Here is a 25,034-nt window from a genome sequence, read left to right as displayed (position 1 = left end):
GCTGAGCCCAAACGGCGTCAGCTCGTGGAGTGGCCGCGAAGTCAAGCTTCGCGGTGATTCCTATCTACGGTCGCAAGCAACCTTAGAAACAATGCAAACGATCTTTATACGCCCGCCAGCTTACTGAGCATCGACTTGTCGCTTGTTGAGGGAACCATCGGATCAGCTCCCAAGGTTCCGATGAGCGACTCTTCATAGTTTGGCGATTCGACGTTGGCGATTTGGTCGCGAACGTAAGCCAAACGATTGTCGAGATCAAAAGTCGAGTCCAACTCATGGTTGGCCCCCGCCTCGATCAACCGAGCTTCAAAATCCTTCCAGTGTTGCAGATCGCGATCACGCTTGGTCCGCAATCGTCGCTGATACCAATCGCTACTAAGCAGCGATTCTCGTGTGAAGAGACTTCGAACCGCCGGATCGTCAATCGTTTTGCCTTCGTATTCCCCGTACGCCATGATGCTGAGCACCGCTTGCAGGGGAGGGCAAGCTAATTCGTATCCGCCATCTTCAAAGTAACGCTTGGCAACGCGTTGCTGAGCTTCGGCGATGTGCAGAATTCCATCGGCGAAAGAATCAGGATCTTGCAATTCCGGCTTAAGAATTTCCTCTGAGAAAACCTTCGATGGATTGTCAAAGATACGGCCCAAGTACGTTCGGACGAACTTGTTGGTGATTCGATATCCCAATCGACTAGCGGGAATCGTGACTCCGTCTTTTTCAAAGTCCTCGATCTTCTGCATCATCTTCGACGCGATCAAGTTCTTGGGATTTCGTTCTTCAGGTCCCATTCGGCACCAGACTTCCGGAATCAAGATCGAGATATCATGACCGACTTCAAATTTTGGACCAATGCTACCGGCTGGAGTGCTGAATCCTGCAAGCTCAGTCAAGATCATCGAGACCACCATCGAGTTCAGATCGATCGACGGCATCAAGGCATTGAACGGGCCTTTGGTCAGCGCCCCTTCGCTACCCGCGCCCGTGGTACTAGGACTCTTGCCAGTTAACGAACAAACGTAGTCCATCACCAACTCAGGAAGTTCCTGGTAGTGCAGCGGTGAATACACTGCCAAGGATCGGATTCCTGCTTTGCGATCAGGTGCGTTGTTTCGCCGACCACTAAGCACCGAACCTACGGGAGCATTGACGGGATCGTCCGCACCTAATCCGCGATGCAATTGCATTCCACGCATCGCGACATAGGTGTCGCGGGCGTAAACCATGTCAGGACGATCCTGCAGATAGCGAGGATTCGTGGTTCGTTTGCCATCGTCGTTGATTCGCGGATGAGCAGAGCTAACGACATAACCTTCGCTCTGCTTGGCGGCACCACGAAGCAATTTCGCCATTGGTTCCGTAAATTTGTCGAAGTCGATGGCATCGTCAACAATCTCCTTTGCGTCTTCGACCGTAAGCGGCTCGAAGTTGCTTAGGAAATTACCAGGTCGTGATAAGTCCCACTCGGTTTGCTTATCGAGACCACGGTGAATCGCATCGTCAGGTCGCTGGAACAACCGGAATTCGCAGTTCTCAACAAACTTGTAGCTGCCCGCTTCGATCAACGATGGACCGACTTCAATTAATTGATTCGCTGGCGCGACCACACTGCAACTGATGTCGTCTTCGCGTTGTACCTTCGCAGCCGCGATGAAATCTTGGCGCAACTTGAATGTCCGCCAACGATTGTCGTCCAAACCTACTCGCAAATAGGTACCAACCAACGATCGGTCTCCCATCTTCAATTCGTGGCCCGGCGAACCGTTAACGATATCGACACCAAAGTGTCGTCGCCAATCCTTTTCCATCCCTGGTCCAATGAAGCGTTTGATGATCAGGACGAGAGCGTAGACGTGATCGGGAATCGTCTTGAGCCATTGGACATACTCGTCGCTAAAGTTCGGTTGCGGTGTGAGCAACTGAATCACGCTACCGAGGCTACGCGTTGGATCGAGCACACTGCGACTGGGGCGTTCGTCGTAGGAAGGTTTATCGTCAGTGTCAGATCGCCAACGATCGTGGTAATCGCGGCTGAAAATTTCATCCAGCTTCGCAAAATCCTCTTCATGGTCGGCCACGAAGATGGGCCCATACAACATATAGTCGCGAAGGCTCTTACTGATTTCGCTTTTGCCACCACCGCTAACCGTGCATGGTTTATGACAGAAGATGCCCTCACCAACCGTTCCAATCAATCGCCATGAAGGAGCATTCGGATGCTTTTCGAGTTCGATTTTGTAACCGCTCGGCGCGATGTAAACGTTCTTCGGTGAAAGTGGAATCCGGTGTTCCTTTCCATCCTTGGTCCATTTCACGCAGCGGTCGGAAAGCGTCGCACGAGCCGATTCTGGGATGTAGATCACCGTCGGATCGTTTTTATCGATTCCGTATCCCTCGGGTTTTACATCAATAAAGGAAGCGCATCGCTCGGCCACTTTCTCAAAAGACTGACCATTGTATCGGCGGCTATTGACCTGAAAGTCGTCGCCTAGGGAATAAGATGCAAACGCCAACGCGCCGCCGGCATGCTCCTCTTCGACATTGCCCATCAAGTTAGCTGCATAGCTAATTTGGGTTTTCACTTCTTTCTTGCAATATCCGTAGTAGTTGTCCGCGATCAACGTGACCATCACACCACTGGCATCGCGACATGTGATTTTGAAAGCGCCCCCATCGTTGTACTTCTCGTTTTCATCTTTCCAACACATCGAATCATGCCGCTGGCGGTCGGTGGCATCATCGTAGTGCGGCAGCCCGAGTTCCTTCTTGGTGCAATTGGTCAGGTGCGTAGCCAGAATCACGCAGCCCGTATGTCCGCTCCAGTGGTGAACGTCCAACGATGCGTCGTTGGCCGCGATTAGCGGGTCGCCAGCGTTGCCAAAAATGGACTCCACAAAGTCCAAGTTGCTCACCAAACCGCCAGGTGCGAAGAAGCGAACCTCAAGTGACTTCGATTCACAAAAACCAGGTACTTCTGGACACACCAAAGGACGCAGCAACAGCGATACCCATGTGTTGGCGTTGCCAGTGGACTGAGACAAGTAGGGCAGCTCGGTAAGTTCACTTGGCGGATTCATCGCGGCCCGGAACAGATTGACGAACACATTTTCGGGAACGGCGCGTTTGTCACCTGGGATCGGCAATCCACCTTGCACGACATGGAACGTGCCTGCTGTTGTGCGACGATCGGCTCTTGGATTGTTAAGCACGCCGTTACGGCATCGGTACGAGCGGACCAAGTCGGTTTCGTACTTGTGGCCACCAGCGGGAAGACTCAATTCTCGCGCCATGCCGTGGCGATCAAGAGTCAATGATTCCCCCGGCAATCGCAATTGATCGCCGTTGAGCTGGTTTTCGAGATAACGATTCAAAAAGTTTTCAATGCGTTGGTCGATCGGCGCGCGGTGCTCCGAAAGCAAACGATTCTTTTCCTTGAGACTTTCAAAAATGCCGGTTGAAAAAGCCGTCATCAGGTCGTTTTCGGCTTCGGTGTCCGGTGGCGACAATCCGGCAGCGGCAAGTTGAAAAGCGATATAGCTTCTGAGCCGTTGCTGCTCGGCTGGGTCACTGGCCGCGTCCCGGTCCCAGCCCACCAAACGTTGCAAATTCGCCGAGGGTTGTGTCGTCAAAGGCATGAGATCAGTTACTCCAAGAAAGCGAGAACGCGAAAACATCAGAGACCATGGACAAATTTACGCCTGTCGTTTTGATCTCCCGGTAAGTCACCGAACCGACAAGATAACAAACCCGCCTCAGATTGCGTTGATGTGAGCCACGATTCTTAATTGCTAATTCACCGCAATTTGCGTGATCGTCGGCATGAACTGCCCAGCTCGCCTCAACTTCATCCCTCAAATGCCTGCGGTGCGTTGAAGTAGCGACCTCTATCGGACTATCATTGGTCGTTATCTCGCCAATAGCGAACCTCGGCTGTTAACCTTCGAATTTAGCCCGAGGTGACGCCCCCCCTCAGGAAATTTCTCAATGCCGTATCGATGTCTCGAATGGATTCACACCACATTCGCAGTGATGCTTTTGTCATTCACACTTTGCCTGCCTTGCCACCCTGCTAACGCCGATGGCCTTGGCGTCCCCACCCCCAATCAATTCAAACTTGCTGATGGCTTTGAAGTCGACCTGATCCACGAAGTTAGCGAAGGATCTTGGGTGAGCCTCACGACGGACCCCCAAGGTCGTTTGATTGCGTGCGATCAATACGGCGGTCTCTTTCGCATTGCCATCGACGATGCAGGAAACGCCAACGTCGAGAAACTTGAAAGCCAGATTCAAGGAGCTCAAGGTTTGCTATGTGCGTTCGGTTCGCTCTATGCCAACGTCAACTCCGACCAAATCCCCGCCGGTGTTTGGCGTTTGACCGACACCGACGGCGATGATCAATACGACAAGCAAGAACACTTAATCGAACTCAACGCTGCCGGCGAACACGGACCGCACGCGCTCATCGTATCGCCTGATGGAAAACGCATTGTCATGTGTGCCGGAAACAACACACATCTGCCAAAGCAGATCGACACCAGTCGCGTGCCTCGGGTTTGGGATGAAGATCACTTGCTTGGCCGTATGCCCGACGCGAGAGGACACAATGCGAACCGACTCGCACCGGGTGGCTTCATCGCTTCGTTTGATCCCGACGGAAATAACGTAGAATTGATCGCGACCGGCTTTCGCAACGAGTACGACATTGCACTGAACAAAGATGGCGAACTATTTGCTTACGATGCTGATATGGAATGGGATGTCGGCACGCCTTGGTATCGCCCCACGCGAATCAACCACGTCATCAGCGGTGCCGAGTTTGGCTGGCGAAACGGCACTGGAAAATGGCCTGCTCACTATCCCGATTCGTTTGGCGCAGCCGTCAACATTGGTCCCGGTTCACCAACGGGCATCTGCTTTGGCTACGATGCCAAGTTTCCCAAGAAGTACCAAGACGCTCTGTTCATCTGTGATTGGAGCTACGGAAACATTCATGCTGTTCACCTGACCGAAGACGGATCGACTTATGGCGGCACTTACGAAACGTTCGCCACTGCGGCGCCGTTGCCAGTAACCGACATCGTCATCCGGCCAAACGACGGTGCGATGTACTTCACCATTGGTGGTCGACGCACCCAAAGCGGTTTGTACCGAATCACCTACACCGGCGACATCAACGAAGAAGAAGCGACGGGAGCGACGGATCAAGGCCAGGCACTTCGCGAACTCCGCCAGAAACTGGAAGCTTTGCACGTCGCTGATGCGCCCGCCAACAACTTGGATTTCATTTTAGATTCGCTTTCCCACGAAGACCGTGCGATTCGCTTTGCCGCCCGCATTGCGTTGGAACACGTCGACGTTGATCAGTGGCGTCAACGAGTATCGTCAATTGATTCCGCGACAGCACGAATTCATGCCGTCATCGCTCTGGCACGCCACGGGGAAGCGGCGGACCAAGCTACCGCAACGAAAGCGTTAACGTCGATCGATTGGAACGAGCTTGATTCCGATCAGCGAATCGCGTTGTTGCGTGCCTATGGGTTAGTGGCCATGCGTCTTGGACAATTCAACACTGATCAACGCAAAACTATCCTCGCGCAACTCGATAACCAATTTCCGACCGGCGATGATTCGGTCGACCGCGAATTGGCTCAAGTGCTTGTGTATCTAGAATCACAAACAGCGACCGGCAAGATCGTTTCGCTAATGAAGTCTTCGCCGAGCCAAGAAAGCCAAATGCACTACGCGATGACATTGCGTTCAGCGTCGGCAGGATGGAACGACAAAGATCGCAAGACTTACTTCAGCTGGTTTGCAGAACTGCAAAAGTCGCGTGGCGGCATGTCGTTTGGTGGCTTCATCGAGAATATCAAGAACGAAGCTCTCGCGAATGTTCCCGGGGACATCAAGGCTGAGATCGAAGCGATCATTGCGGAATCCGAAAAAGCCTCCGCTGAACCAGCACCATCGCGTCCATTGGTCAAACAATGGACAGTCGACGAGTTGGCCACTTTGGTTTCCGAGCACTCCGATAAGCCCGACTTTGATCGTGGAAAGTCCGTCTTTGCAGCAGCAACGTGTTACAAGTGTCACCGGATGGGCATCGAGGGCGGTATCCTCGGTCCAGATTTAACGTCCGCCGGTGGACGTTTCGGTGTGAAGGACTTGCTGACCTCGATCATCAATCCCAGTCAGGTGATTAGCGATCAATATGGTGCGACGATGTTCTTGACCGACGACGGCGAGGTCGTTCAGGGCCGTGTGATCAACATGAACGAGAAGAACATTAACGTGCTGACAAACATGCTTGACCCATCATCTCTAGCGGTGATCAATCGCGATTCCATCGAAGAAACCCGCGAATCGAAAGTTAGCATGATGCCGTCTAACCTTGTCGATACATTCACAGCCGCTGAAATCGCGGACCTTATTGCCTACCTGCGTGCCGGTGGGCGCCGAGAGCACCCAATTTACAAAGATGCCGTTGCTGCATCCAACGGCAACTGATTGACACTCCACCTCACTTCCAACATTCACACTTTAGGTAGAACCTCTATGTATCGTTTCTTTGCGTGCTTCGCATTCTGTTCCCTCGTTGCCGTCACTCATGCCGACGATCGTTGGCTCGAGTTTCCGGGCGGTGATGGCCCGGGGGCTGGCAAACACATTGTCCTTGTTTCCGGCGATCACGAATACCGAAGCGAAGAGGCGTTCCCTCAGCTTGGAAAAATCTTATCAGTTCATCACGGATTTAAATGCACCGTGCTTTTCGCGATCGACGAGGACACCGGAATCATCAACCCAAAGAACGTCGAGAACATTCCGGGACTCGAAGCACTTGAGTCCGCTGACCTTGTCATCATGGGTCTTCGCTTTCGCAATTTGGTGGATGATCAAATGAAAATGATCATGGACTATGTCGAAGCCGGTCGTCCGTTGATGGGACTAAGAACATCGACTCATCCGTTCGATATCCCGGCCGACCGCAAGTATTCCGCAGAAAGCTGGAATAACAAAGACGAAGCGAACGCGGGCGGATTTGGACGACGTGTGTTCGGTGAAACCTGGGTCGCTCACCACGGCAAACATGCCTTTGAATCGACTCGCGGCATCATTGCCGATACAGATCACCCGATCGTTCGAGGAATTGAAGATGGCGAAATATGGGGGCCGACGGATGTCTATCGAGTGACGTTGCCCCTTTCGGGCGACGGACATGCAGTGGTCAAAGGCCAGATTTTGACGGGCATGAACGAGAACGACGAACCAATCACGGATGACCGCAACGATCCGATGATGCCAATCGCTTGGACCCGTACCTACAAAGGCGGACGAGTGTTCACGACGACCATGGGCTCCGCCGACGACCTGCCCAACGAAGGCGTGCGGCGAATGTTGGTCAACGCGGCGTACTGGTGCATGGGCATGGAAGACAAAATCGACGGAGACAGTGACGTGTCGATCGTGGGCGAGTACGAACCAACGAAGTTTGGCTTTAACACCTATGTCCCCGGCCGCAAACCTGCGGACTACGACTTGCACGAAGAAGCCACCACGAAGTAGTGGCAACTAGGCAAGCGTAGTTGCATCAACGCAGTTACCGCTTACTTGAGTACTAGATCAACGCGAACGCCGACTTCATGGCTTCAGCGGTCGCCTTGGTGGCCGCGTCATTGTCCATTGAGTTCAGTGCCGCGTTGAATGGTTCGGCGCGGACTGGACCATCGTAGCCAATCGCGATTAAGCCTTCTAAAAAACTCTTGACGTTGATCACGCCCGTTGCCATCGGCAGTTCACGTTGGTTATCGAGTTGTTGATCAACGGCGATTCCCTTGGGTGCATCGTTTAAGTCGCAACCCACGACGTCTTGATTGGATAGCGACTTGATGTCGTCGATTGATTCACCTGCGGTGTACCAGTGCCAGCTGTCAAGAATCACACCGACGTTGTCGACATTGATTTCGTCGATGAGATCACGAAGCCCTGCCAGTGAATGCAAGAAGCTATATCGCTTGGATGTCCAAAGGGTTTTTGGCCCCACGTACTCCATCCCAAACCGCAGGCCGTGATCATTCAAGACCTTGGTGCACTTGCGTAGACGATCAGCGTGCAGCCGAAAATTTTGCACATACGTTAGTTCGTCATGACAAGGCATGATGTAGGTCCCCATGCGCTTGCCCCCAAGTTTTTGCAAAGCGGCAGCTCGTTCCGGCAGCTGAGCCAAATCGTCTTCGAACTTTGCCTGATCTTTGCGGAACTCAACCGGCAACCCGGCCGATCCCCAAACAACATTCTTTTCCTTCATCAGGTCCAACACTTCCTCTTGCTGATCAACTGACATACCAGCCAGGGAGATGGCATCAGGAGTGACTGATTCAAAACCGTATTTTCCGGCTAACTCAATCGCTTCCTTCTGATTCGCCTGAACTCCGATAGACCCACATCGCAAGTCAAGCGTGAACTTACGCCGTTGCGAATTTTCAGCGCTCGCAATGCGGGTCATGGCGATCGAGGTAGCAACGGACGCGGCGATCATCGTGCGGCGGTTAAGCATGTTTTTCATGATGGTGCGTGAGGGAATAGCGAAAAAGAAGGGCAGGGGAGGGAAGGCAGCGGCGAACGACGTCCGCTAGACTAAAGACTCGGTATTCTACCCCAGAATTCTAATCCACATTCAAGGCGAGTATTCCCATCGACGTTTCTCCTGATCCACCACCGCTGCGCAGCGTGCACACGTCAAACTTGCCGGACATTTTTGCATCCTTGGGAATTTCGGTCTTGGTCAGCACCTACCAAGCCGGTCGGTTGGTGATGCTGCGAGGGCAGGGCGACGTACTGAATACCCACTTTCGGCTGTTCGATAAACCGATGGGCGTGGCGGTGCAGCCCAATCGCATCGCCGTCGGTGCGGGCACTAGCATTTGGGAGTTCCACAATCTGCCGGCCGTTTGCGCTAAGGTCAATCAAAAGGAAGAGAGTGGTGCTAACCAGCATGATGCATGCTTCTTGCCTCGCACTACGCATTGGACCGGTGACATTCAGATCCACGAAATGGCATGGGTGGGTGACTCGACCAATCCCACTCAATCTGAACTGTGGTTCGTCAACACGAGGTTCTCGTGCCTTTGTCGCCGCAGCGACACGTATTGCTTTGATCCCGTTTGGCGTCCTTCGTTCGTATCCAGTTACGTGCCGACGGATGTCTGTCACGTCAACGGGTTGGCTACGCTTGACGGTCGAGTCTCCCATGTCACGGCACTCGGCGAGACTAACACTGCTGGCGGATGGAGGGACAACAAACGCGATGGCGGAATCCTGATCGATATCGCAAGCAACGAAATTGTTGCTCGGGGTTTATCGATGCCGCACAGCCCTCGTTGGTATCGCGGGAAATTGTGGTTGCTCGAATCGGGAACCGGCAGTTTTGGCTATGTCAATTTGGACACCGGAAAGTTTGAGAGCATCGCGACGCTAGGCGGCTTCACTCGCGGACTTTCCTTTGCAGGCCCACTAGCGTTTGTCGGATTGTCGCAAGTTCGTGAATCCGCGGTATTCGGAGGCATTCCAATCGCAGAACGCGCCATTGAAGAGCGTGACTGTGGCGTTTGGGTGATTAACATTGAAACGGGCCAAACGATTGGTTTTGTTAAATTCGAAGATGCGGTTCAGGAAATCTTCGCCGTCGAAGTACTACCCGCAAGATTTCCCGAACTCGTCAACGAAGACCGTGAGTTATTGGCTGGTTCATTCGAACTTCCTGATCACGCGTTGCAAGATGTTCCAGCAGATCACCGTTCGGTTTAGCCCCCATGTTTTTAAATGCTATTCATTCTTGCTGGGGCCTTTTCTCTGATGCAATTCAATTGATGCTTCTCAATCGACGCTTTGCTTTCCTCATACCCATTTACGTCGTGATGACCTCATTCAGTCTTTCCGCCTTTCGACACCTGTTTGCATTGGCGTGTCTTGTGGTCGCACCGACCGTCTTGACTGCCCAACGATTTGACTTTGTTGTCCCCGGAGATGACGTTGTTGAAAACGTCACCAGTCGCGCAAATTTGCTTGACGCCCCCGCCGGAAAGGAAGGTTTTGTTCGCGTCCAAGATGGGCAATTCGTTGTCGGTGACAAACGAATCAAGTTTTGGGGTGTGAACCTTTGCTTTTCGGGAAACTTTCCTGACCATAAGAATGCCGACGTGCTTGCACCGCACCTCGCGAAACTGGGCGTCAACGCGGTCCGATTTCATCATATGGACAGCCAGAGTGCCCCCAGTGGAATCTGGTCCGCCGAATTCAAAGATGGCAAACGCCAACTCGACCCCGAGATGGTCGACCGGCTCGATTATCTCTTGGCTCGGTTGCACGAGAACGGCATCTATGCCGACATCAACTTGCATGTCAGCCGTCAATTGACCTCAGAGGAGGGCTTTCCTCAACTCGGACCGGGCGCGCCTTGGTGGGCGAGTTCCAACAAATGGGTGATGTATTACGACGCATCGGTACAGGCCAAGGTAAAAGAGTACTGCGAAGCAATGCTAACTCACCAAAACCCCTACCGCGATGGCTTAGCGAGGGTCGATGATCCCGGAATCGCTTTGGTCGAAATGCTTAACGAGAACTATTTCAGCCAACAAGGTTACTCGCTCTATCGGCGGTTGCCCGAACGGTTCCAGGACTCCTTTACCGCAGCGTGGAATCAATGGCTGGTCGGACGATACGGCGACACCGAATCCATGACGAAATCTTGGCAGCAGCGAACGCCAGAGATGGGTGAGCATGTGATCGCAATGAACAGTTGGAACGAAGACCTGGGCGATTGGCAGGTCTCCAAGAATCCCGACGAATTGCCACGAAGTCTTTCGGTTGCAGGGCCAAGTGAACTCGATGGAAAAGATCGTGGCATTCGCTTTGAACCGCTGCAAGCAACTGAACAGAACCATCATCTGCAACTTAGGTTTAAGGAACTATCCACTCAAGCTGGCCAACCGCTTACGCTTACTTATTGGGTTCGCGCCGACGAGCCTCGTTCGTATCAAGTGGAACTAAGCAGTTCGCTGGGCGGTGAATGGAGAGACGTCGGACTATTTGAAATGCTTGAGGCCGGCCCAGAATGGACGAAGGTGACGCGGATCATTCTGCCGAAGGAAACGATTGAAAACGAAGTTGGTTTTCAGTTCAGCTTTGGAAGTTCTGCCATTCCCATTGAGTTTGCTGGCGTGACGCTGCAACGAGGTGGCAAGGGCGAACCATTACCTGATTCGCAAAAAATCGAAGCCGGCACTGTCGCAATCCCTGTAGCGGAATCCCCGGTGGCCGCTCATGAGGATATGAAACAGTTCATGGTCGAAACCGAAATCGCGTGGGTCGAAGAGCTCAAGCGTTTCCTGCAAGAGGACCTTGGCGTCAAAGTTCCCATCACGGCCAGTCAAATCAACTACCACACACCGGAAGTCAATAACCGACTGAACGATTTTATCGACCTGCACAACTATTGGCACCATCCGATGTTTCCCTCAGGCGGTGACTGGAATCCGGAACGATGGACAGTTGGCAATGATCCGATGGAAGCGGACCCCACGCGATCGTCTTGGCCAGCAAATTCGTTGTTGATGCGAACGAGCTGGCGGATCGCGAACAAACCGTTCACGTTGAGCGAATGGAACTACCCTGAACCAAGCCCCTATTCGTCAGGCTGTATCCCCATGGCTGCTGTACTGGGAGCTTTGCAGGACTGGGATGCCGTGTTCTTTTTCGACTACGAAGCGGACGCTAAAGATACCGAGGCATGGACACGCGACTACACGAAGAATTTCTTCAGCTTTAACGGCCAACCTGTCAAGCTTGCGAACTTCATGGCATTCGCAAACGTGTTCGCACGCGGCGACTTGGCACCGCTCGAGCAACTCAAGCTTGCACCGACCGACAAGCCAATCGACGGCACTCAAGCCTTTCAATATCGGCTGGCAACGTCGCATAGCGTAGACGAATCGCCGTCACTTTCCGAAGTTGATCCAAGGAACTTATCCACACCAACGGGAAGCCTAACGTGGAAGTCCGACGGCGAACGTGAAGGGCACCTAAAAATCAACACTCCCAAGACACAAGGCGTTTGGGGTACGATCGGTGGCGGACGCTATGAAACGGACGGACTCACCGCCGACGTTTCCGAACTTGCGTTGGATTACGGCACACTGATCGCGACCTCGCAGGACAACCGACCACTCGAGCAGTCACAGAAGATCCTGCTGCTAGCCACCACGCATACTGAAAACCAGGACATGAGTTGGAACGAAGATCGCACCAGCGTTGGAAGGAACTGGGGTAATGGCCCCACCACAGTTGTCGGTATCGAAGCGGCCATCGAACTTACCACCACGCAGGACGTCAAAGTCTATGCGTTGGACGGTAGAGGCAACCGAACCGACGAAGTTCCGACGCAAATCGCCGACGGTATCGCTAAGTTCCAAATTCACTCCAGCTACGAAACTCAGTGGTACGAAGTTTCGGCGTCCCAAGATTAGGACACAAACGACCGGCGACCTAAGACGAGCCTCGTTGAGGCAGCACTAGGCTTCTGCAGAGGTTGTTTCAACCGACGGTGCTGCAACGGAGTCCGGCACGGATTCCGGCACGGGCAACGGCGGATCGGCGTGTGTCAGTGGAGACCAGAGGTCTTCGACTTGTTGCTCACCTGTAGACTCACGAGACAACAGGTAGACTCCGCCGATCATTCCCCACAAGGTTGTGATGGCGACAATGATCGGTAGGTGAAAGATCAAACGATAGGGGCGGCCGATGGATTCGGGGTGAACTCCCGCGAGCGAAAGAGTTCCTTCCATCACGGCGGCCGAAAACTCAGCGACTCCCATCGCTATCGCCCATGCAACCGTCACAAGTACGAAAGCGACAAATAGATAAATCAACAAGTGAAGCGGCCGTCGATAAATGGCTTCGTACCCGCGACTAAGTGAATCAAGAGGATCAGGCTGCGATTCGTTGGCGATGGCCGCAAAACTAAGCGGGACGGCGAAGCAACCGCCGAAAAGCAAAATGCCGGCGGGAATCGTTGCCAAACAAATCACGACACTCATCGGTATCGCTAGCCAATCCAATCGCGAGATCCAGCCCGACACTAGTATCACAAAACAGAATCCCAGCACGCACACGGAAGGGACGATTGACGCGATCCACGCTGAAGGTGTTCTTCGAAGCGAGCGCGATCCCACCGTCGGCAAACTTTCCAAACTACGGTCCGCTGCGAGCAGCGCGCCTTGACGCGACAAAATCAGAATGACGGGTGTCCATATCAGCAACGACCAACTGATCACCAGCAGCCATAATCCGCCGGTTTGCTGACCGGGCATGATCCACCATGATCCCGGATTCACGGTCAACAACAATGCTTCCAGGTCGCGAGGCAAGCTGGAAACGTCGCCATACTGCGACTTCATGACAATCACACCTGGTGGTGCGAAACGAACCACAGCGAAATTCCAGACGGAATAAACCGCCGCCACCAAACCGATCGCGGGTGGTGAAGCCGACAATCTCAGGATGCGTACCAAACGCAACCACCCCATCACATCTGTCCACGCCCTGACGCGCATCAGCATGCCAGATTCAAAATCGTGGCCTTGATGTATTTCGCCTTGCATCTCGCTGCGATTTTCGTCGGCTAGATGGGAAGAGTCCACTGTCATCGGTTCCCAGGGTGACCGGACCTCAATTTCTTGAGGTCGGAACGTGTAAGATGGGTGAAACGTAGTTAATTTGCAACAATGTAGCGCCTAGAACGCGTCGCGTTGAAGCCTAGCCTGTGAAGTTTCTGCAGCCAAGTGCGGCGAAATCATCGCTGTCCAACTATCTCAACACACTGCTTTTCACCCAGTTCCTTGTTAGGTTGCCCTCTGCCGCCCCGCTACCTCGTTCCCTGAACCGCACGCATGAAAGAACACAGCAAAGTCGACATTGAGCTCGTAGAGCGAATTCGCCAAGGAGACTCCGATGCGTGGCAATCATTGATCGATCGCTATGAAGGTCGACTGCTTGCGTACACGGACAGCCGCATCCGAAATCGAGCCACCAGTGAAGATATCGTCCAAGAAGCGTTTGTCGGGTTCTTGATCAGCCTACCCAACTACGATGGATCGCGACCGTTGGAGAGCTACCTGTTTTCGATTTGTGCGTACAAGCTAACGGACCATCTCCGTCGCGAAGGAAGGCGTCCGTCAGTCCAAATGCACCACCGCAGCAGCGACGGTGGCGGTGGGATGCTCGAACCGGTGGGCGTCGATCGAGTTGCCAGTTCTATCGCGCGAAGTGTCGAACGAAAACGAATCGAAGAATCTGCCATCACCGAAGCCATTTCGGAACAGATCGAGCGATGGAAATCAAGCAACGCATTCGCCAAACTTAAAGCTATCGAGTTACTGTTCGTTCGCGGAATGGGCAACAAAGAAGTCGCCGAGAAAACTCAACTCAGTGAGCAGCAAGTCGCCAACTACAAAAGCGATTTTCAAATTCGGTTGCGTTCAATCATTGATCGAATGGAACTTGATGAAGGCGTGTTCCCCGAACTTGCCAACAACTAACCATCGCAAGTTGAAACGAGAAGACGGATCAAGACGCGGACGAACTTCGGGACCGCGCAGGGACAATCCTGATCCCGAGCTTTTTGTCTGCTACCGCAGCCCGTCGACGATCGCACCTTCGTCTTCTCTACGTCAACAACTGCGTTAGGGCTTCGGCTTTGACCAATTCACGTGGCTGTTTGAGGTGGTTGTAGACGATCGTTTCGGGAGCGATGCCAAAACTGTGATAGATCGTCGCTAACAACTCGGCGGGATGCACGGGATCTTCAAGCGGTGCAGACGCTGTCTTATCACTCTTGCCATGCACATACCCGCGTTTTGTTCCTGCACCCGCCATGACGGCGGTATAGCAGTACGGCCAATGATCACGTCCGTCATCGGAATTGTTGTTCCCGCTGGTGCTAACCCCACGCTGTGGACTACGACCGAACTCGCCAACGGCAACCACAAGCGTTTCGTCCAGCATTCCGCGATCGTCCAAGTCTTCGATTAGCGCCGACAAACCGTTATCTAGCATGGGTGCCGACTGCTCCTTCATCCGTTTGCTAAGACCCGCGTGATGATCCCATGAATGATTGTCGCTGTTGGCAACTTTCGGCCAGATAACTTCGACAACTCGCGTTCCTGCCTCAACAAGTCGCCTCGCCAACAAGCAGCTTTGCCCAAACGTGTTGCGACCGTACTTGTCGCGAGTGTCGTTGGACTCAGCCCCCAGGTTGAACGCGTCGCGAGCTCGTCCCGAAACGATCAGCGACAATGCCCGGTCGTAATATTCATCTAGTTCGTAAGACTCAACCGCCTTGTTGATGGCTGGCATTTGTTCGTTCAACAGCGTTCGCAATGACGCACGGCGTTGCAATCGTACGCTGAAAACTTCAGGCCGTAGTTTCAGATCGTCAATCTTGATGCGATCCATCTTTCCCATGTCCAGGTCATCGCCGGAAGGGTACAGTGTGTAAGGATCGAACGACTTACCCAAGAAACCAGCCGTTCCACCCTTGCCGACTACGTTGGATTCTTGCAACGGCCGTGGCAACATGACGAAGGGAAGCATCGGTTCATCCACGGGTAGCAAATTGATGATATTGCTGCCAAAGTTTGGAAAGTCCTTCGGTGAAGGTGGTTCCAATTGTCCCGACGGACTGACCTTATCGGTCGTGTAGCCGGTCATCATTTGATAAATCGCCGCGGTGTGGTTGAACAAACCATTGGGCGTGTACGACATCGATCGAATGGTCGTGAACCGATCATTGATTTGACTTAGTTTCGGCAAATTCTCTGTAAACTTGATCCCGGGCAACTTGGTGCTGATCGGTTTGAAGATGCTTTTTACGTTGTCGGGCACATTCTCTTTGGGATCCCAAAGGTCCAAATGGCTGGGCCCGCCTTGCAGGTAAACCAGAATGATGCTTTTGGCTTTGCCCCAGCCAGGACCACCGCCGGACTTCGCCGTTGCGTTGGCCGACTGCAGTTGCAGCAAATTGGGCAGTGACAATCCCAACATGCCAGCACTGCCCACTCGCAAAAAAGAACGCCGCGATGGTGCCAAGTGGGGATCGCAAAGATCTTTAGCTTTGTAGCCTTTAATGGACAGCATGGCTGGGTTTCCCAAAGAGTGAAAAGTGAACGTCGCTTAAAGTCAAAGCACAAACCAAAGGGTGCACCAGTGGTTTGCGACAGCAAGGGTGAGGGCAAGCGTTAGTGGTTGAACAAGAATGCTGGGCTATTAATCAGAGCCCAAGTTAAGTCCTCGGCCGCCGTCAGTCGCAACTTCGCGACCTGCTCAATGCTTTGCTTGGCATCATCACGCAATTGAACCAGTTCCGGATCGTCGGGGGTGGGCGTCTCTAGAAATTGTTGGCGATTTTGCAACGCGACAAGAGTCTCATCGGGCGGAACAGCTTGGTTGGCTACCGCTAGGTTCGCTTTCGCTTTGATGACGGCTTCATCGTTTGCACTGACGAAATCCATCAGCACTTTTGATTCGATATCGCTGCGTTGTGATCGCGGAATGGAAAGCGCCGAAGCAACGGATTCGGAATAGCCCAGCGGAATGTCGCCGCCGGCATTGGTGACACTAATCCGGAACCGCCCCAACCGGTGTTCGTTCGCATTGTGAAATTGATGCAATGCAAGGTGAATTACATCATCGTCACGATTAACAATGGGCTTTTCAAACTTGAATGTTGCCCAGTGTTCTTTCCCAGTCTCGGGTGAAACCGCCCAACCCTTTTGGTTCTTAGCATTGCCATCGAAAGTCTGCTCGATAGCGAAGCCGTTTTGCAAGTAGTCCGCATGAGCACTTGCGATCTTTACGGGTGTTGATTCCTTCGGGTTTGAAGAGGAACCTACCTTGATTTCCAATTCGGTCACAACAAAGTTCCCATTGGATGGAAGCCCGGGACCTTGGTTGGGCAAACTTGGATCAGTTAATGCTTCAATGCGAACGCCGGTGATGTTTTGCAGGCCTGTCTTGAACTGCAAATGGTACACGCCTTTGTCCTTACTACCGCTGACGAGTATCGAACGATCTGCAAGCGTCTTAAGAACTGCTTTGTTGGTGGATGTCGCAGTCAAGGGACGTAGCGGCACCCATTCAACAGTGTCTTTGGCGGCGGAGTTCTTCGCGTATTCTTCCGTCATCCTATCTACTTGCTCACCGATCTGCCCTTGAGCGTTTTCGAGTGCAGCGTTGGCAATACGAATTCGCTCTTCTCGTTCGGCTAATAATCTTTCGCGTTCGTCTTTGATCGCCAACGTTCGGTCAACGATTTGTTGTTTGACCGTAGCCAGCTTTGCTTCACGCTGCGTTTCCAACTGCAACCGCTTTGTTTTCCACGCTTCTTCCGATACCCGCAATTGCTCGACGATGGCGACGTGATCCTGCTTAATCAGTTCGGACATCTGCCCGCACGCGCTCAATTCACTTTCGCTCGGTAACCGCCCTAGGGCTCGCAAGAAAATCTCTTCGGCCAAATCTTCGTCATCCGGTAGTTCGCTTACGAGGCTTTGTAGTTCGTTCTTTGGATCTGAGATTGCCGTCCCGATGGTAGGCCCGCTGATTAGCGCCATGACTGGACCTAATTGCAAATCGGAACTGCGTTCACATTCGCACGCACTTTCGCGTGCTGGACGACCAAGGTTCTGAAGAAAACCATCGGCCAATTGGACGCCCGAATCGGTTAAGGCAGCAGCTCGCGTTCCGCGTGGCATGCCGGGAATATCGCTGACGGCCCCCGTGACGGCGTGGACACAATCGTAAATGACTTCGGCCGGCAACCGACGAGGTAGTGCATGCGAATAATTGATCAAGTCGTCTTCATTCAAAGCGTTGGTCTGAACATCTAGTTGATACGTTCGGCTATTGCAGATTCGTCGCAGCATGTCTTGAATGTCGAATCCCGATTGCACAAATGATCTGGTGAGATGATCGAGCAGTTCCGGATTCGTCGCTGGATTGCCAGCACGGATGTCATCGATCGGCTCAATGAGACCGACTCCCATCAAATAGCCCCACAAACGATTGACATAGCTCTTGGCAAAGTAGGGATTATCAGCAGCCGTCATCCAGTGAGCCAATCTTTGCCGTCGGGTTGGTTCGTCGGGTTCATCATGCGGGACCGGAAATGGAAATTCCGGGACGACGTCCTGGTTGGTCGAAGGGTGTTGAATTTCGCCTGTTCCGTCGACAACCTTTTCAAACAACGGTTTGGCTCCTTCGACGGCGGTTCCTCCCACTTTGCGTTCGCCTGAAACAGGATCGTTCTCCAGCTTGACCTGAGCGAAGAATGCGGACATCTCGTAGTATTGGTCCTGCGTCCAACGTTCAAAGGGATGGTCGTGGCACTTGTTGCAATTGAATCGAATTCCCAAGAACAAGTGGGTCGTGTTTTCCATTGTCGCGTCGGGATCTCGCAACACTTTGAAGTAAGACGCTGCTGGGTTGTCATGATTCGATCCGCTTGCGGTCAAAATCTGCTTCGCAAATTTGTCGTAAGGACGGTTTTCTGCAACCGCACTGCGAATCCAATCACGAAACTTGGTGCTTCCCTCGACGCCCAAGAACTTCCGGTTCACTTGAAGCAAATCAGCCCACTTGTTGGTCCAAAAATCCACATAGGCTTCGCTCCCTAGGAGCGAGTCGATCACACGTGCCCGCTTGTCACGATTCGATGTCTCGTCCGCCAAGAACTCACGAACGTCGTCACTCGATGGCGGCAATCCGGTTAAGTCCAGGTGCACACGGCGCAGGAAGGTAGCGTCGTCACATAGTTCACTGGGTACGACTTTCACGCGTTGCCATTTCTTGGCAACCAATTCATCGACCTTTCCCCAAGATTCAGTGGCGACCTCTTGGTAGTCGGATCGGTCACCCATGACGGTCAACGTCGTTGCTGCATAGGTTCCTTCGTACCTTGCTAGAATCGGAGCCTCGCCACGACGTAGTGCGGACAACATTCCGCCATCGGCCGCCGTGGCCACTTCAGTGTTGCCGCTTTCGATGAATGCGTCCTGAGTGACATCGCGACTAGCCCCGTCGGGGTAATACGCCACGACGCGAACCTGCTGCTGAGCCTTTGTGGATTCTACAATCGGGTTCACAGGAAAGACTTCCAAACGTTTGACCTTTGCCGTCTTCAAATTCAAGTGACTGCCATCGGCAATCCAGCGATGAAGAATGACATGGTTGGGATCGCCTGACGTCATCAGTGTGCCGCCTTGATGTGGACTTAGACCAAGCGGTTTGCGAAGCATGATTGATTCATTTGGTGCTGCGGGGTTGATTCGCCGAGCAGCAAGGTCATCAGTCAGGGCACGCAAATCAAACACAGGATCGTATCCGCGCAACGACAGTCGGAATCCGTTCTTGCCTTTCTGGGCACCGTGACAGGTCCCCTGATTACATCCCAGCCGACTAAGCACGGGATTGACATCTCGAATAAAGTCGACCGCTCCGATCGATTCATCATCACCGCTGACATCGACGACTTCGAAATCAATGTTCGCGGAATGCTTTCCAAGTGATACCTTGATGATGCCTTTGCCATCTTGCGTCGGGCGTATCAATCCATGAGGTGAAGCGGTACCGCAGGCGGGGACATCCAAAGTGACTCGCCTGGTCACATCGCTTGTTTGGCCATCAGGGGCAACGGCGGTGACCACTAACTGAGCATAGGAATAAGGCGAATTAAGCAGAATCGAACGAGGCTGGACAACAATTTCCTCAATCGTTCCCAGATCAACTGGCTCGGGTTCACCAGCGGTAGGTTGCTGCGAAGCGACGCGTTGAGTCCAAGCTTTGGCGTCAAACGCAAGCTTCGCCGACTTAGCCTCGTCGTTAAAATTGGCCGCCGCGAATCGCCTAAGCTCGGTTCCATCGGCATCTAAGTGTCGAATCAATCCGTCGTTGCCAGCAAAGCAGACAGAGTTGTCTGCGGCAAAGCAAACAGCGTAGACGGCCGCCTCATCCACCGAAACTTTAAACACTTCATCGGTAGGTTGGCTGCGGTATTGATCGACTCGCTTCTTCTCTTCGGCATCGCGATCGGCAACGCGTTTCGCCAAAATCTTCTTTAGATCGTCCGAAAGTTCACCATCGAAATCGTACTCCCAAACGCGAACCTCGCTCCTTCCGTCGATCGTTGCAGCCGCTGCGATCCGAGAACCATCCGGGCTGATATCAACGCTACCGATACGGCCGGGCATCTTTGGCATCGAACGGATTAGATTCGCGTCGTCGCCAATCTTGCGTTCCGTTTCCCGAAAGACGCGGTAGAGCTTGGGCACTCCGTCAGCGCCACCGACAAGTATTTCGTTGCGTGATGGATGCGAAACCACGCTGCTAAGGCCGCCCGAAAGCGCTCCCGGTGTGATCGATGTGATGTTGTCGATAAACCGTTCCGTTGCGACTTCGGTCAACTTGGTGGTCATATCACGCGCCACCGAAACCACATGCGTGCTATCGGGTGTGAACGCCGTGTCACGCACCCAATCATCATGGGCGCCTTGAAACAGAACCTGTTCACCGGTCTTGGAATCGACGGCGCGAAGCGTATTGTCGGCGGCCCCAAAGGCGATCTTTGTTCCGTCGGGTGACCAACTCGCACCACTAAGCGTGTCGTAGGTCATCGGCAGCGAAAGGATCAAGTCAGCCGATTCGACGTCCCATATTTGCAGCTCTCCGCTCACAGCCGGCGTGCCGCCGACCGCAACAAGTTGTTTTCCGTCAGGTGAAAAGCGAACGGTGTTGATCCTTGGGCTCATGCCAACTAACCGTGATAGAATTTTTCCGTCGTCGACGTTTAGCAAAACGACTTCGTGGAAACCCGCGACGGCGATAAGTCTTCCGTCAGTCGAAACATCGATGGATGGCAATGATGGTGGCCCCGTGTAGACCGGCGGTGCATCACGAGAAAACCGCGGCCCTTTTCCCGCGGGCGAATCATTCTTGGCACCTTCGGCAATCCATCGGCTGATCAGTTCAACCTCAACTTCGCTCAATGGCTTCGCTGGCGGCTTGGGCATCTCGGCATGACCGTCGACGATGCGGATCTGGTCAATCAAATAGCTTTCACTGGGATTGCCTGGAACAATCGCCAGGTTTTCAGATTCGCCGCCCGTGATCATGCGAGCAAAATCAGTCATCAGATAGGTGCCCATTTGCTTGGCACCCTGGTGACAGCCAAAACAATGCTGCCGGAAAATCGGTTCTATATCTTGGTGGTAACTCACCGATCGTTGATCGAGCGTTGCCCCCTCACTAGCCAGAGTTGCAGACGTATCGAATGCGATTGCCAAAACGGCGACGATTGCCCAAGTGTGAGCGGCAAGAGTTTTCACGAACGAATTCCTCAACACAGCGGCAAAGAAAGGGCGTCTAGTAGCCGACCAGGCCGACCTCGGTGAGGTTGGCTCGGTGAACGGCTGTAACGTTGCATTCAACACCAATTGATCTCTTGAACGTTCAAGTAACAGGTGGTCTGACAACGCCAATCCAGCACCGGTGATGAGTTCAAACCAATGCGGTAGCCCAGAGGGGGCAGGCGGGATGCACAACAGACATTACAGGAACATCCATCGGCACAGAACAAGAATAGTGGCGGAGAAACCCTCCGTCAACCGAAAAGAGCGATCCGATTGAACGAGCAGAATTCGCGAACGAGATCGTCAAGTTCCAGCAACTGAACTGGATGCAACTGAACTGGATGCAACTGAAATGGATGCAACTGAAATGGCGGAAACGCAACATCGTTCAAGCCAGTGAAGCCGCGCGTCAAAGCGCAGCTTCATTCCACTCACTTACCGACTCGTCAGGGGAGATCGTGCTTCAACGGCGACGAAAGTAAATAACCCGCCCAGAACAGCGGCTCAGAACCTTTCAGTTCAACGAGATCTTGCTCAGCCTTTGTCAGTAGCGGCTCGGCGGTCGGATCAAGCGTTGAATCACGCAATACCGCAATTGCCCGCGACCAAGAATCATCGAGTCCAATGTAAGGAATCTCTTGCACCAGTTCTCGAAGTAAGATCGCCGAGGACTCGCCACCAACCGCCCATCGAGCCATCAAGATGTTGCGAACACCGGATACATGTAACGCACACAAGGTCGTGAAAATTTCACTGCCATCGCCCATTTGCCCGTAGTCGATCGCAGTTCGCATTCCCATGGCTACCACGTTGCGTGGCGACACCGTTGGAAATCGCAACCATGCCGCAAGCGTGCCTGCCGGTGATCCTTGATCGTAAGAAGCAACTTGCGTCAGCAATGGACTCTTGATGTTGGCACCTTGCGCCGACGCTACCACAAGAGACCCCATATCATCGCCCAGCAACGACGTGGGCAAATTCTTGTCTTCAGGTAATCGAATTACATTTTCAATTGCACCAACGATCGAATCGACTGCCGTTTGCTCGGCAACAGGATCGCGCGGCGAAAAGAACTTCTGAGTCGCCAAACCAATCGCAGTGTTGGTGGCGGGCGCAACGTTGTGATGCAGCCCCATTCCAGGAGTCGGCGCGTAACTCACGAAGATCTTTTCGCCCAGCAGTGACGAATCTTTCTCAGTGAGGGGCAACGCTTCAAATGGCAGATACCACAACGGTCCGTCGGGAATGATGATCAAGTGGTCAAACCGATCTTCCGAGATGGCATTGTCGTCCGGCAAAAGTCGTTGCCGCAATGACACCGCAGCTTGTCGCCAGCGATCATCAGGGTCGATGCGTTTGCCACGAGGCTTACCGACCCCCATTCCTCTAAGGACCGCGCCGATTTCACCAGGCAAACGATTCGCCCCTTTCACTTCCCACGCGATCACTTTCCCATCGGCTGCAAGGACCGCGTTGACCTTATTACCAACGGCAACGAACATCAACATTGCGGTCCGTGAAGGCAGCATAGCGATGGGTTTTTCCGTATCCAAACGGGGCATCGCCACATTAGGAATTTGTAGTCGTTGCAAAGCGATCGTGGTGGCTTTGGCTTCTAGCGATTCGATCGCATCGGCGGACATACCGGCGTTGGCAGCCCCCGCTCCTACCGCCAGATCGTTCATCATTGGACCGCCCTTGAGTCGCATTTGGGCCGCATCAGCAGGCAACAGATTCGCATCCATCGACACCAGCGCTCGCAAGTTGACCAGTCGTCCACCGAGCGGCATGCGTTGCAGAAACCGGCTCGCCAACATCGAATCCGCTGCAACCAGCAGTTCTTCGGCATATCCGGACTCCGCCAACATGGCAACTTGGGCGGTGTGCGCCGATGACTTATCCGCCAGCGTAATACTGATGGCATCTACCGGATCCTGACGCCACAACGACACCGGTGGATCATCGCAATAAGACCGCAAGAACTCGCCGCCAGTGCGTCCGCCCAAAGAGGAACCTAAGGCCAAGCGAATCACGCTTAACTGAAACAATCGCGGCATCGAAACGAGTGAACGCTTGCGATTACGATGTTGGAAGGCAAAGTCGCGAATACTTTGAATGGCTTTATCCGCATCCGTTGCGTTACCCGACCCTACCGATGCACCGGAGCTCGATGCTAACCTTGCCGCTACGTAAGCTCCGTAAGCGTCTAAACGTGGCAGCAAGACATCTCGCCGCGAAGACAGCGTACTTGCTTGGGAAAGAAACTGCCTCGCCGAACCCGAATCCCCAGCGGTTAAAGAGGCGTCTGCCGCGGCGATTAAACAATGCAACGCCCCCAACCGTGATTCTCGCATCATCGCATTGGCCGCCATTCCTGAAAGCTGAGCCACCATCGAGGCGGACTTTGCGTCGACGGCGCACCCCGCGGCAAGTTGCATTGCTTCGCCGACCCACTCGGGTTGTTCCAATGCCGCCGCAATGTTGGCCATTTGTCCAGAGACCACGAATGCCTCTTCGGGCTTGTCCTGACTTGCCAACGTCCAAGCTTTGCAGTGCATCGCAATCGGTGTGATTGGGTGGACGCCGCCGGGTAGGGAAGCCGAACGATTGGCTTCCTCGACGACACGCTTATCGTTGAGCGACGCGAAGTAGCCCGCCGTTCTCATTGAACCGATCAAAGATCTAGCAATCGGAATCTGCAGGTTGGCCGGAAACTTCGTCGCCTGTAGAACCCCTTCGGCCATCGGTTCGTTCTTGGACAAGGGGCCTAAGATCACGCGGCGACGGTGCGACGCCACGGCAAGGGTTCGCATGATCTCGATGATGTCCATCGAGCGCAACGAAGGTTCTTCAATGATGCCGCCAGCACGCAGCGAGTTTTCCGTGACCTGCTGTCCGGATCGCAGACTCAGTTTGCTGGCGGTCGATAAGACGCTGACGGCTGTGGCATCTGCCCACAACCAACGCGGCTTCGTCCGCAACGTGTTTTGCTGCAAGGCGGATTGAAAATCGGTGCTGCTGAGCCAGCCTTCGTAGCGGATTGCGATCTGACCGACTTGGTCAACATACTGCTTCGATGTTTCGAGATCTCCCAAGTGCCAGTAGCATTCGCCCAGCATGGCCAATGAGGGGATGGCATCAATCCATCGTCCGTTGATGTCTCGACGAGAACTACGCAGGGCTGATTCAAGCACATCGACCGCCTGATCAAGATCGCCGCTGCGGTAGGTTTGCAGTCCCAAGTAGTATTGTTGAGAAGGATATTGCCCTGACGGCTCTACCCCACCCATCAGCCCCGTTCCCAAATTCACTGCACCCTGATTAGTCGTTGGGGTGCCGGTCTGGGCATTTGCCGCAGGCAGGACTGTAAAAAAGCCCACCACTAGAAATAGCGTGCTGGCGAGGACATGAGTCAGAGTGCCAGCCATGGTGTTGCACCGATTATTGGCCAAGTTGTTAACCAGCTTATTGGCCAGATTGTTAACCAGCTTGCTAGCCTGGATGTCAGCCAAGTTACTGATCGGCGGCGAAACCGAGGTAACTCGATGCGCCTTATCGCGTGGCAGGGATTGAAGAAACACATAC

11 protein-coding genes are annotated in these 25,034 nt (G+C 53.4%); 5 read left to right on the top strand and 6 right to left on the bottom strand.

Features of this window, described 5'->3' with window-relative positions; translation table 11 throughout:
* Positions 1–104 precede the first annotated feature (104 nt).
* Entirely contained in the window at positions 105–3,632 is a 3,528-nt protein-coding gene (locus Pla22_RS08805) for a hypothetical protein (RefSeq protein WP_146514288.1), read from the bottom strand.
* A 349-nt stretch (positions 3,633–3,981) separates the two neighbouring features.
* Between Pla22_RS08805 and Pla22_RS08800 the strand changes: the two genes are divergently transcribed.
* Positions 3,982–6,501 (top strand): c-type cytochrome, encoded by a 2,520-nt coding sequence (locus tag Pla22_RS08800; RefSeq protein WP_146514287.1) that lies wholly within the window; start codon positions 3,982–3,984, stop codon positions 6,499–6,501.
* A gap of 48 nt (positions 6,502–6,549) precedes the next feature.
* On the top strand, positions 6,550–7,557 hold the full coding sequence (locus tag Pla22_RS08795; RefSeq protein ID WP_146514286.1) for a ThuA domain-containing protein: 1,008 nt from the start codon (positions 6,550–6,552) through the stop codon (positions 7,555–7,557).
* Positions 7,558–7,609: 52 nt separating this feature from the next.
* On the opposite strand, the gene Pla22_RS08790 is transcribed toward Pla22_RS08795, so the two are convergent.
* On the bottom strand, positions 7,610–8,557 hold the full coding sequence (locus Pla22_RS08790; protein WP_146514285.1) for a sugar phosphate isomerase/epimerase family protein: 948 nt from the start codon (positions 8,555–8,557) through the stop codon (positions 7,610–7,612).
* A gap of 164 nt (positions 8,558–8,721) precedes the next feature.
* Here Pla22_RS08790 and Pla22_RS08785 point away from each other — a divergent pair, with 164 nt between their 5' ends.
* Both Pla22_RS08785 and Pla22_RS08780 read left to right on the top strand, forming a co-directional pair.
* Positions 8,722–9,798: a TIGR03032 family protein gene (locus Pla22_RS08785; RefSeq protein WP_242631888.1), complete on the top strand. Its 1,077-nt coding sequence runs from the start codon at positions 8,722–8,724 to the stop codon at positions 9,796–9,798.
* Between the two features lie 107 nt (positions 9,799–9,905).
* Entirely contained in the window at positions 9,906–12,515 is a 2,610-nt protein-coding gene (locus tag Pla22_RS08780; protein ID WP_146514283.1) for a hypothetical protein, read from the top strand.
* Between the two features lie 45 nt (positions 12,516–12,560).
* Here the strand turns inward: Pla22_RS08780 and Pla22_RS08775 are convergent, their stop codons facing one another.
* Entirely contained in the window at positions 12,561–13,688 is a 1,128-nt protein-coding gene (locus tag Pla22_RS08775; RefSeq protein WP_146514282.1) for a hypothetical protein, read from the bottom strand.
* A gap of 249 nt (positions 13,689–13,937) precedes the next feature.
* On the opposite strand from Pla22_RS08775, the gene Pla22_RS08770 reads away from it, so the two are divergent.
* Entirely contained in the window at positions 13,938–14,585 is a 648-nt protein-coding gene (locus Pla22_RS08770) for an RNA polymerase sigma factor (protein ID WP_146514281.1), read from the top strand.
* A gap of 127 nt (positions 14,586–14,712) precedes the next feature.
* On the opposite strand, the gene Pla22_RS08765 is transcribed toward Pla22_RS08770, so the two are convergent.
* The 3 genes from Pla22_RS08765 to Pla22_RS08755 form a co-directional block, all read right to left on the bottom strand.
* On the bottom strand, positions 14,713–16,182 hold the full coding sequence (locus tag Pla22_RS08765; RefSeq protein ID WP_146514280.1) for a DUF1501 domain-containing protein: 1,470 nt from the start codon (positions 16,180–16,182) through the stop codon (positions 14,713–14,715).
* A gap of 101 nt (positions 16,183–16,283) precedes the next feature.
* Positions 16,284–21,425, bottom strand: a complete 5,142-nt coding sequence (locus Pla22_RS08760) for a DUF1549 domain-containing protein (protein ID WP_242631887.1) — start codon at positions 21,423–21,425, stop codon at positions 16,284–16,286.
* Positions 21,426–21,895: 470 nt separating this feature from the next.
* Entirely contained in the window at positions 21,896–25,030 is a 3,135-nt protein-coding gene (locus Pla22_RS08755) for a hypothetical protein (RefSeq protein ID WP_146514279.1), read from the bottom strand.
* Positions 25,031–25,034 lie beyond the last annotated feature (4 nt).

This window comes from Rubripirellula amarantea (genome assembly GCF_007859865.1).
In the GTDB taxonomy this organism is placed as follows: Bacteria; Planctomycetota; Planctomycetia; order Pirellulales; family Pirellulaceae; genus Rubripirellula; species Rubripirellula amarantea.
The sequence above is the reverse complement of the archived record's forward strand: the minus strand, read 5'-3'. Positions and strand labels throughout refer to the sequence as shown.

What these genes read in the sequence shown, in the direction of transcription:
- Pla22_RS08805 (WP_146514288.1), bottom strand. Translation starts at nt 3,632, where the DNA reads ATGCCTTTGACGACACAACCCTCGGCGAATTTGCAACGTTTGGTGGGC.
- Pla22_RS08800 (WP_146514287.1), top strand. Translation starts at nt 3,982, where the DNA reads ATGCCGTATCGATGTCTCGAATGGATTCACACCACATTCGCAGTGATG.
- Pla22_RS08790 (WP_146514285.1), bottom strand. Translation starts at nt 8,557, where the DNA reads ATGAAAAACATGCTTAACCGCCGCACGATGATCGCCGCGTCCGTTGCT.
- Pla22_RS08765 (WP_146514280.1), bottom strand. Translation starts at nt 16,182, where the DNA reads ATGCTGTCCATTAAAGGCTACAAAGCTAAAGATCTTTGCGATCCCCAC.
- Pla22_RS08795 (WP_146514286.1), top strand. Translation starts at nt 6,550, where the DNA reads ATGTATCGTTTCTTTGCGTGCTTCGCATTCTGTTCCCTCGTTGCCGTC.
- Pla22_RS08770 (WP_146514281.1), top strand. Translation starts at nt 13,938, where the DNA reads ATGAAAGAACACAGCAAAGTCGACATTGAGCTCGTAGAGCGAATTCGC.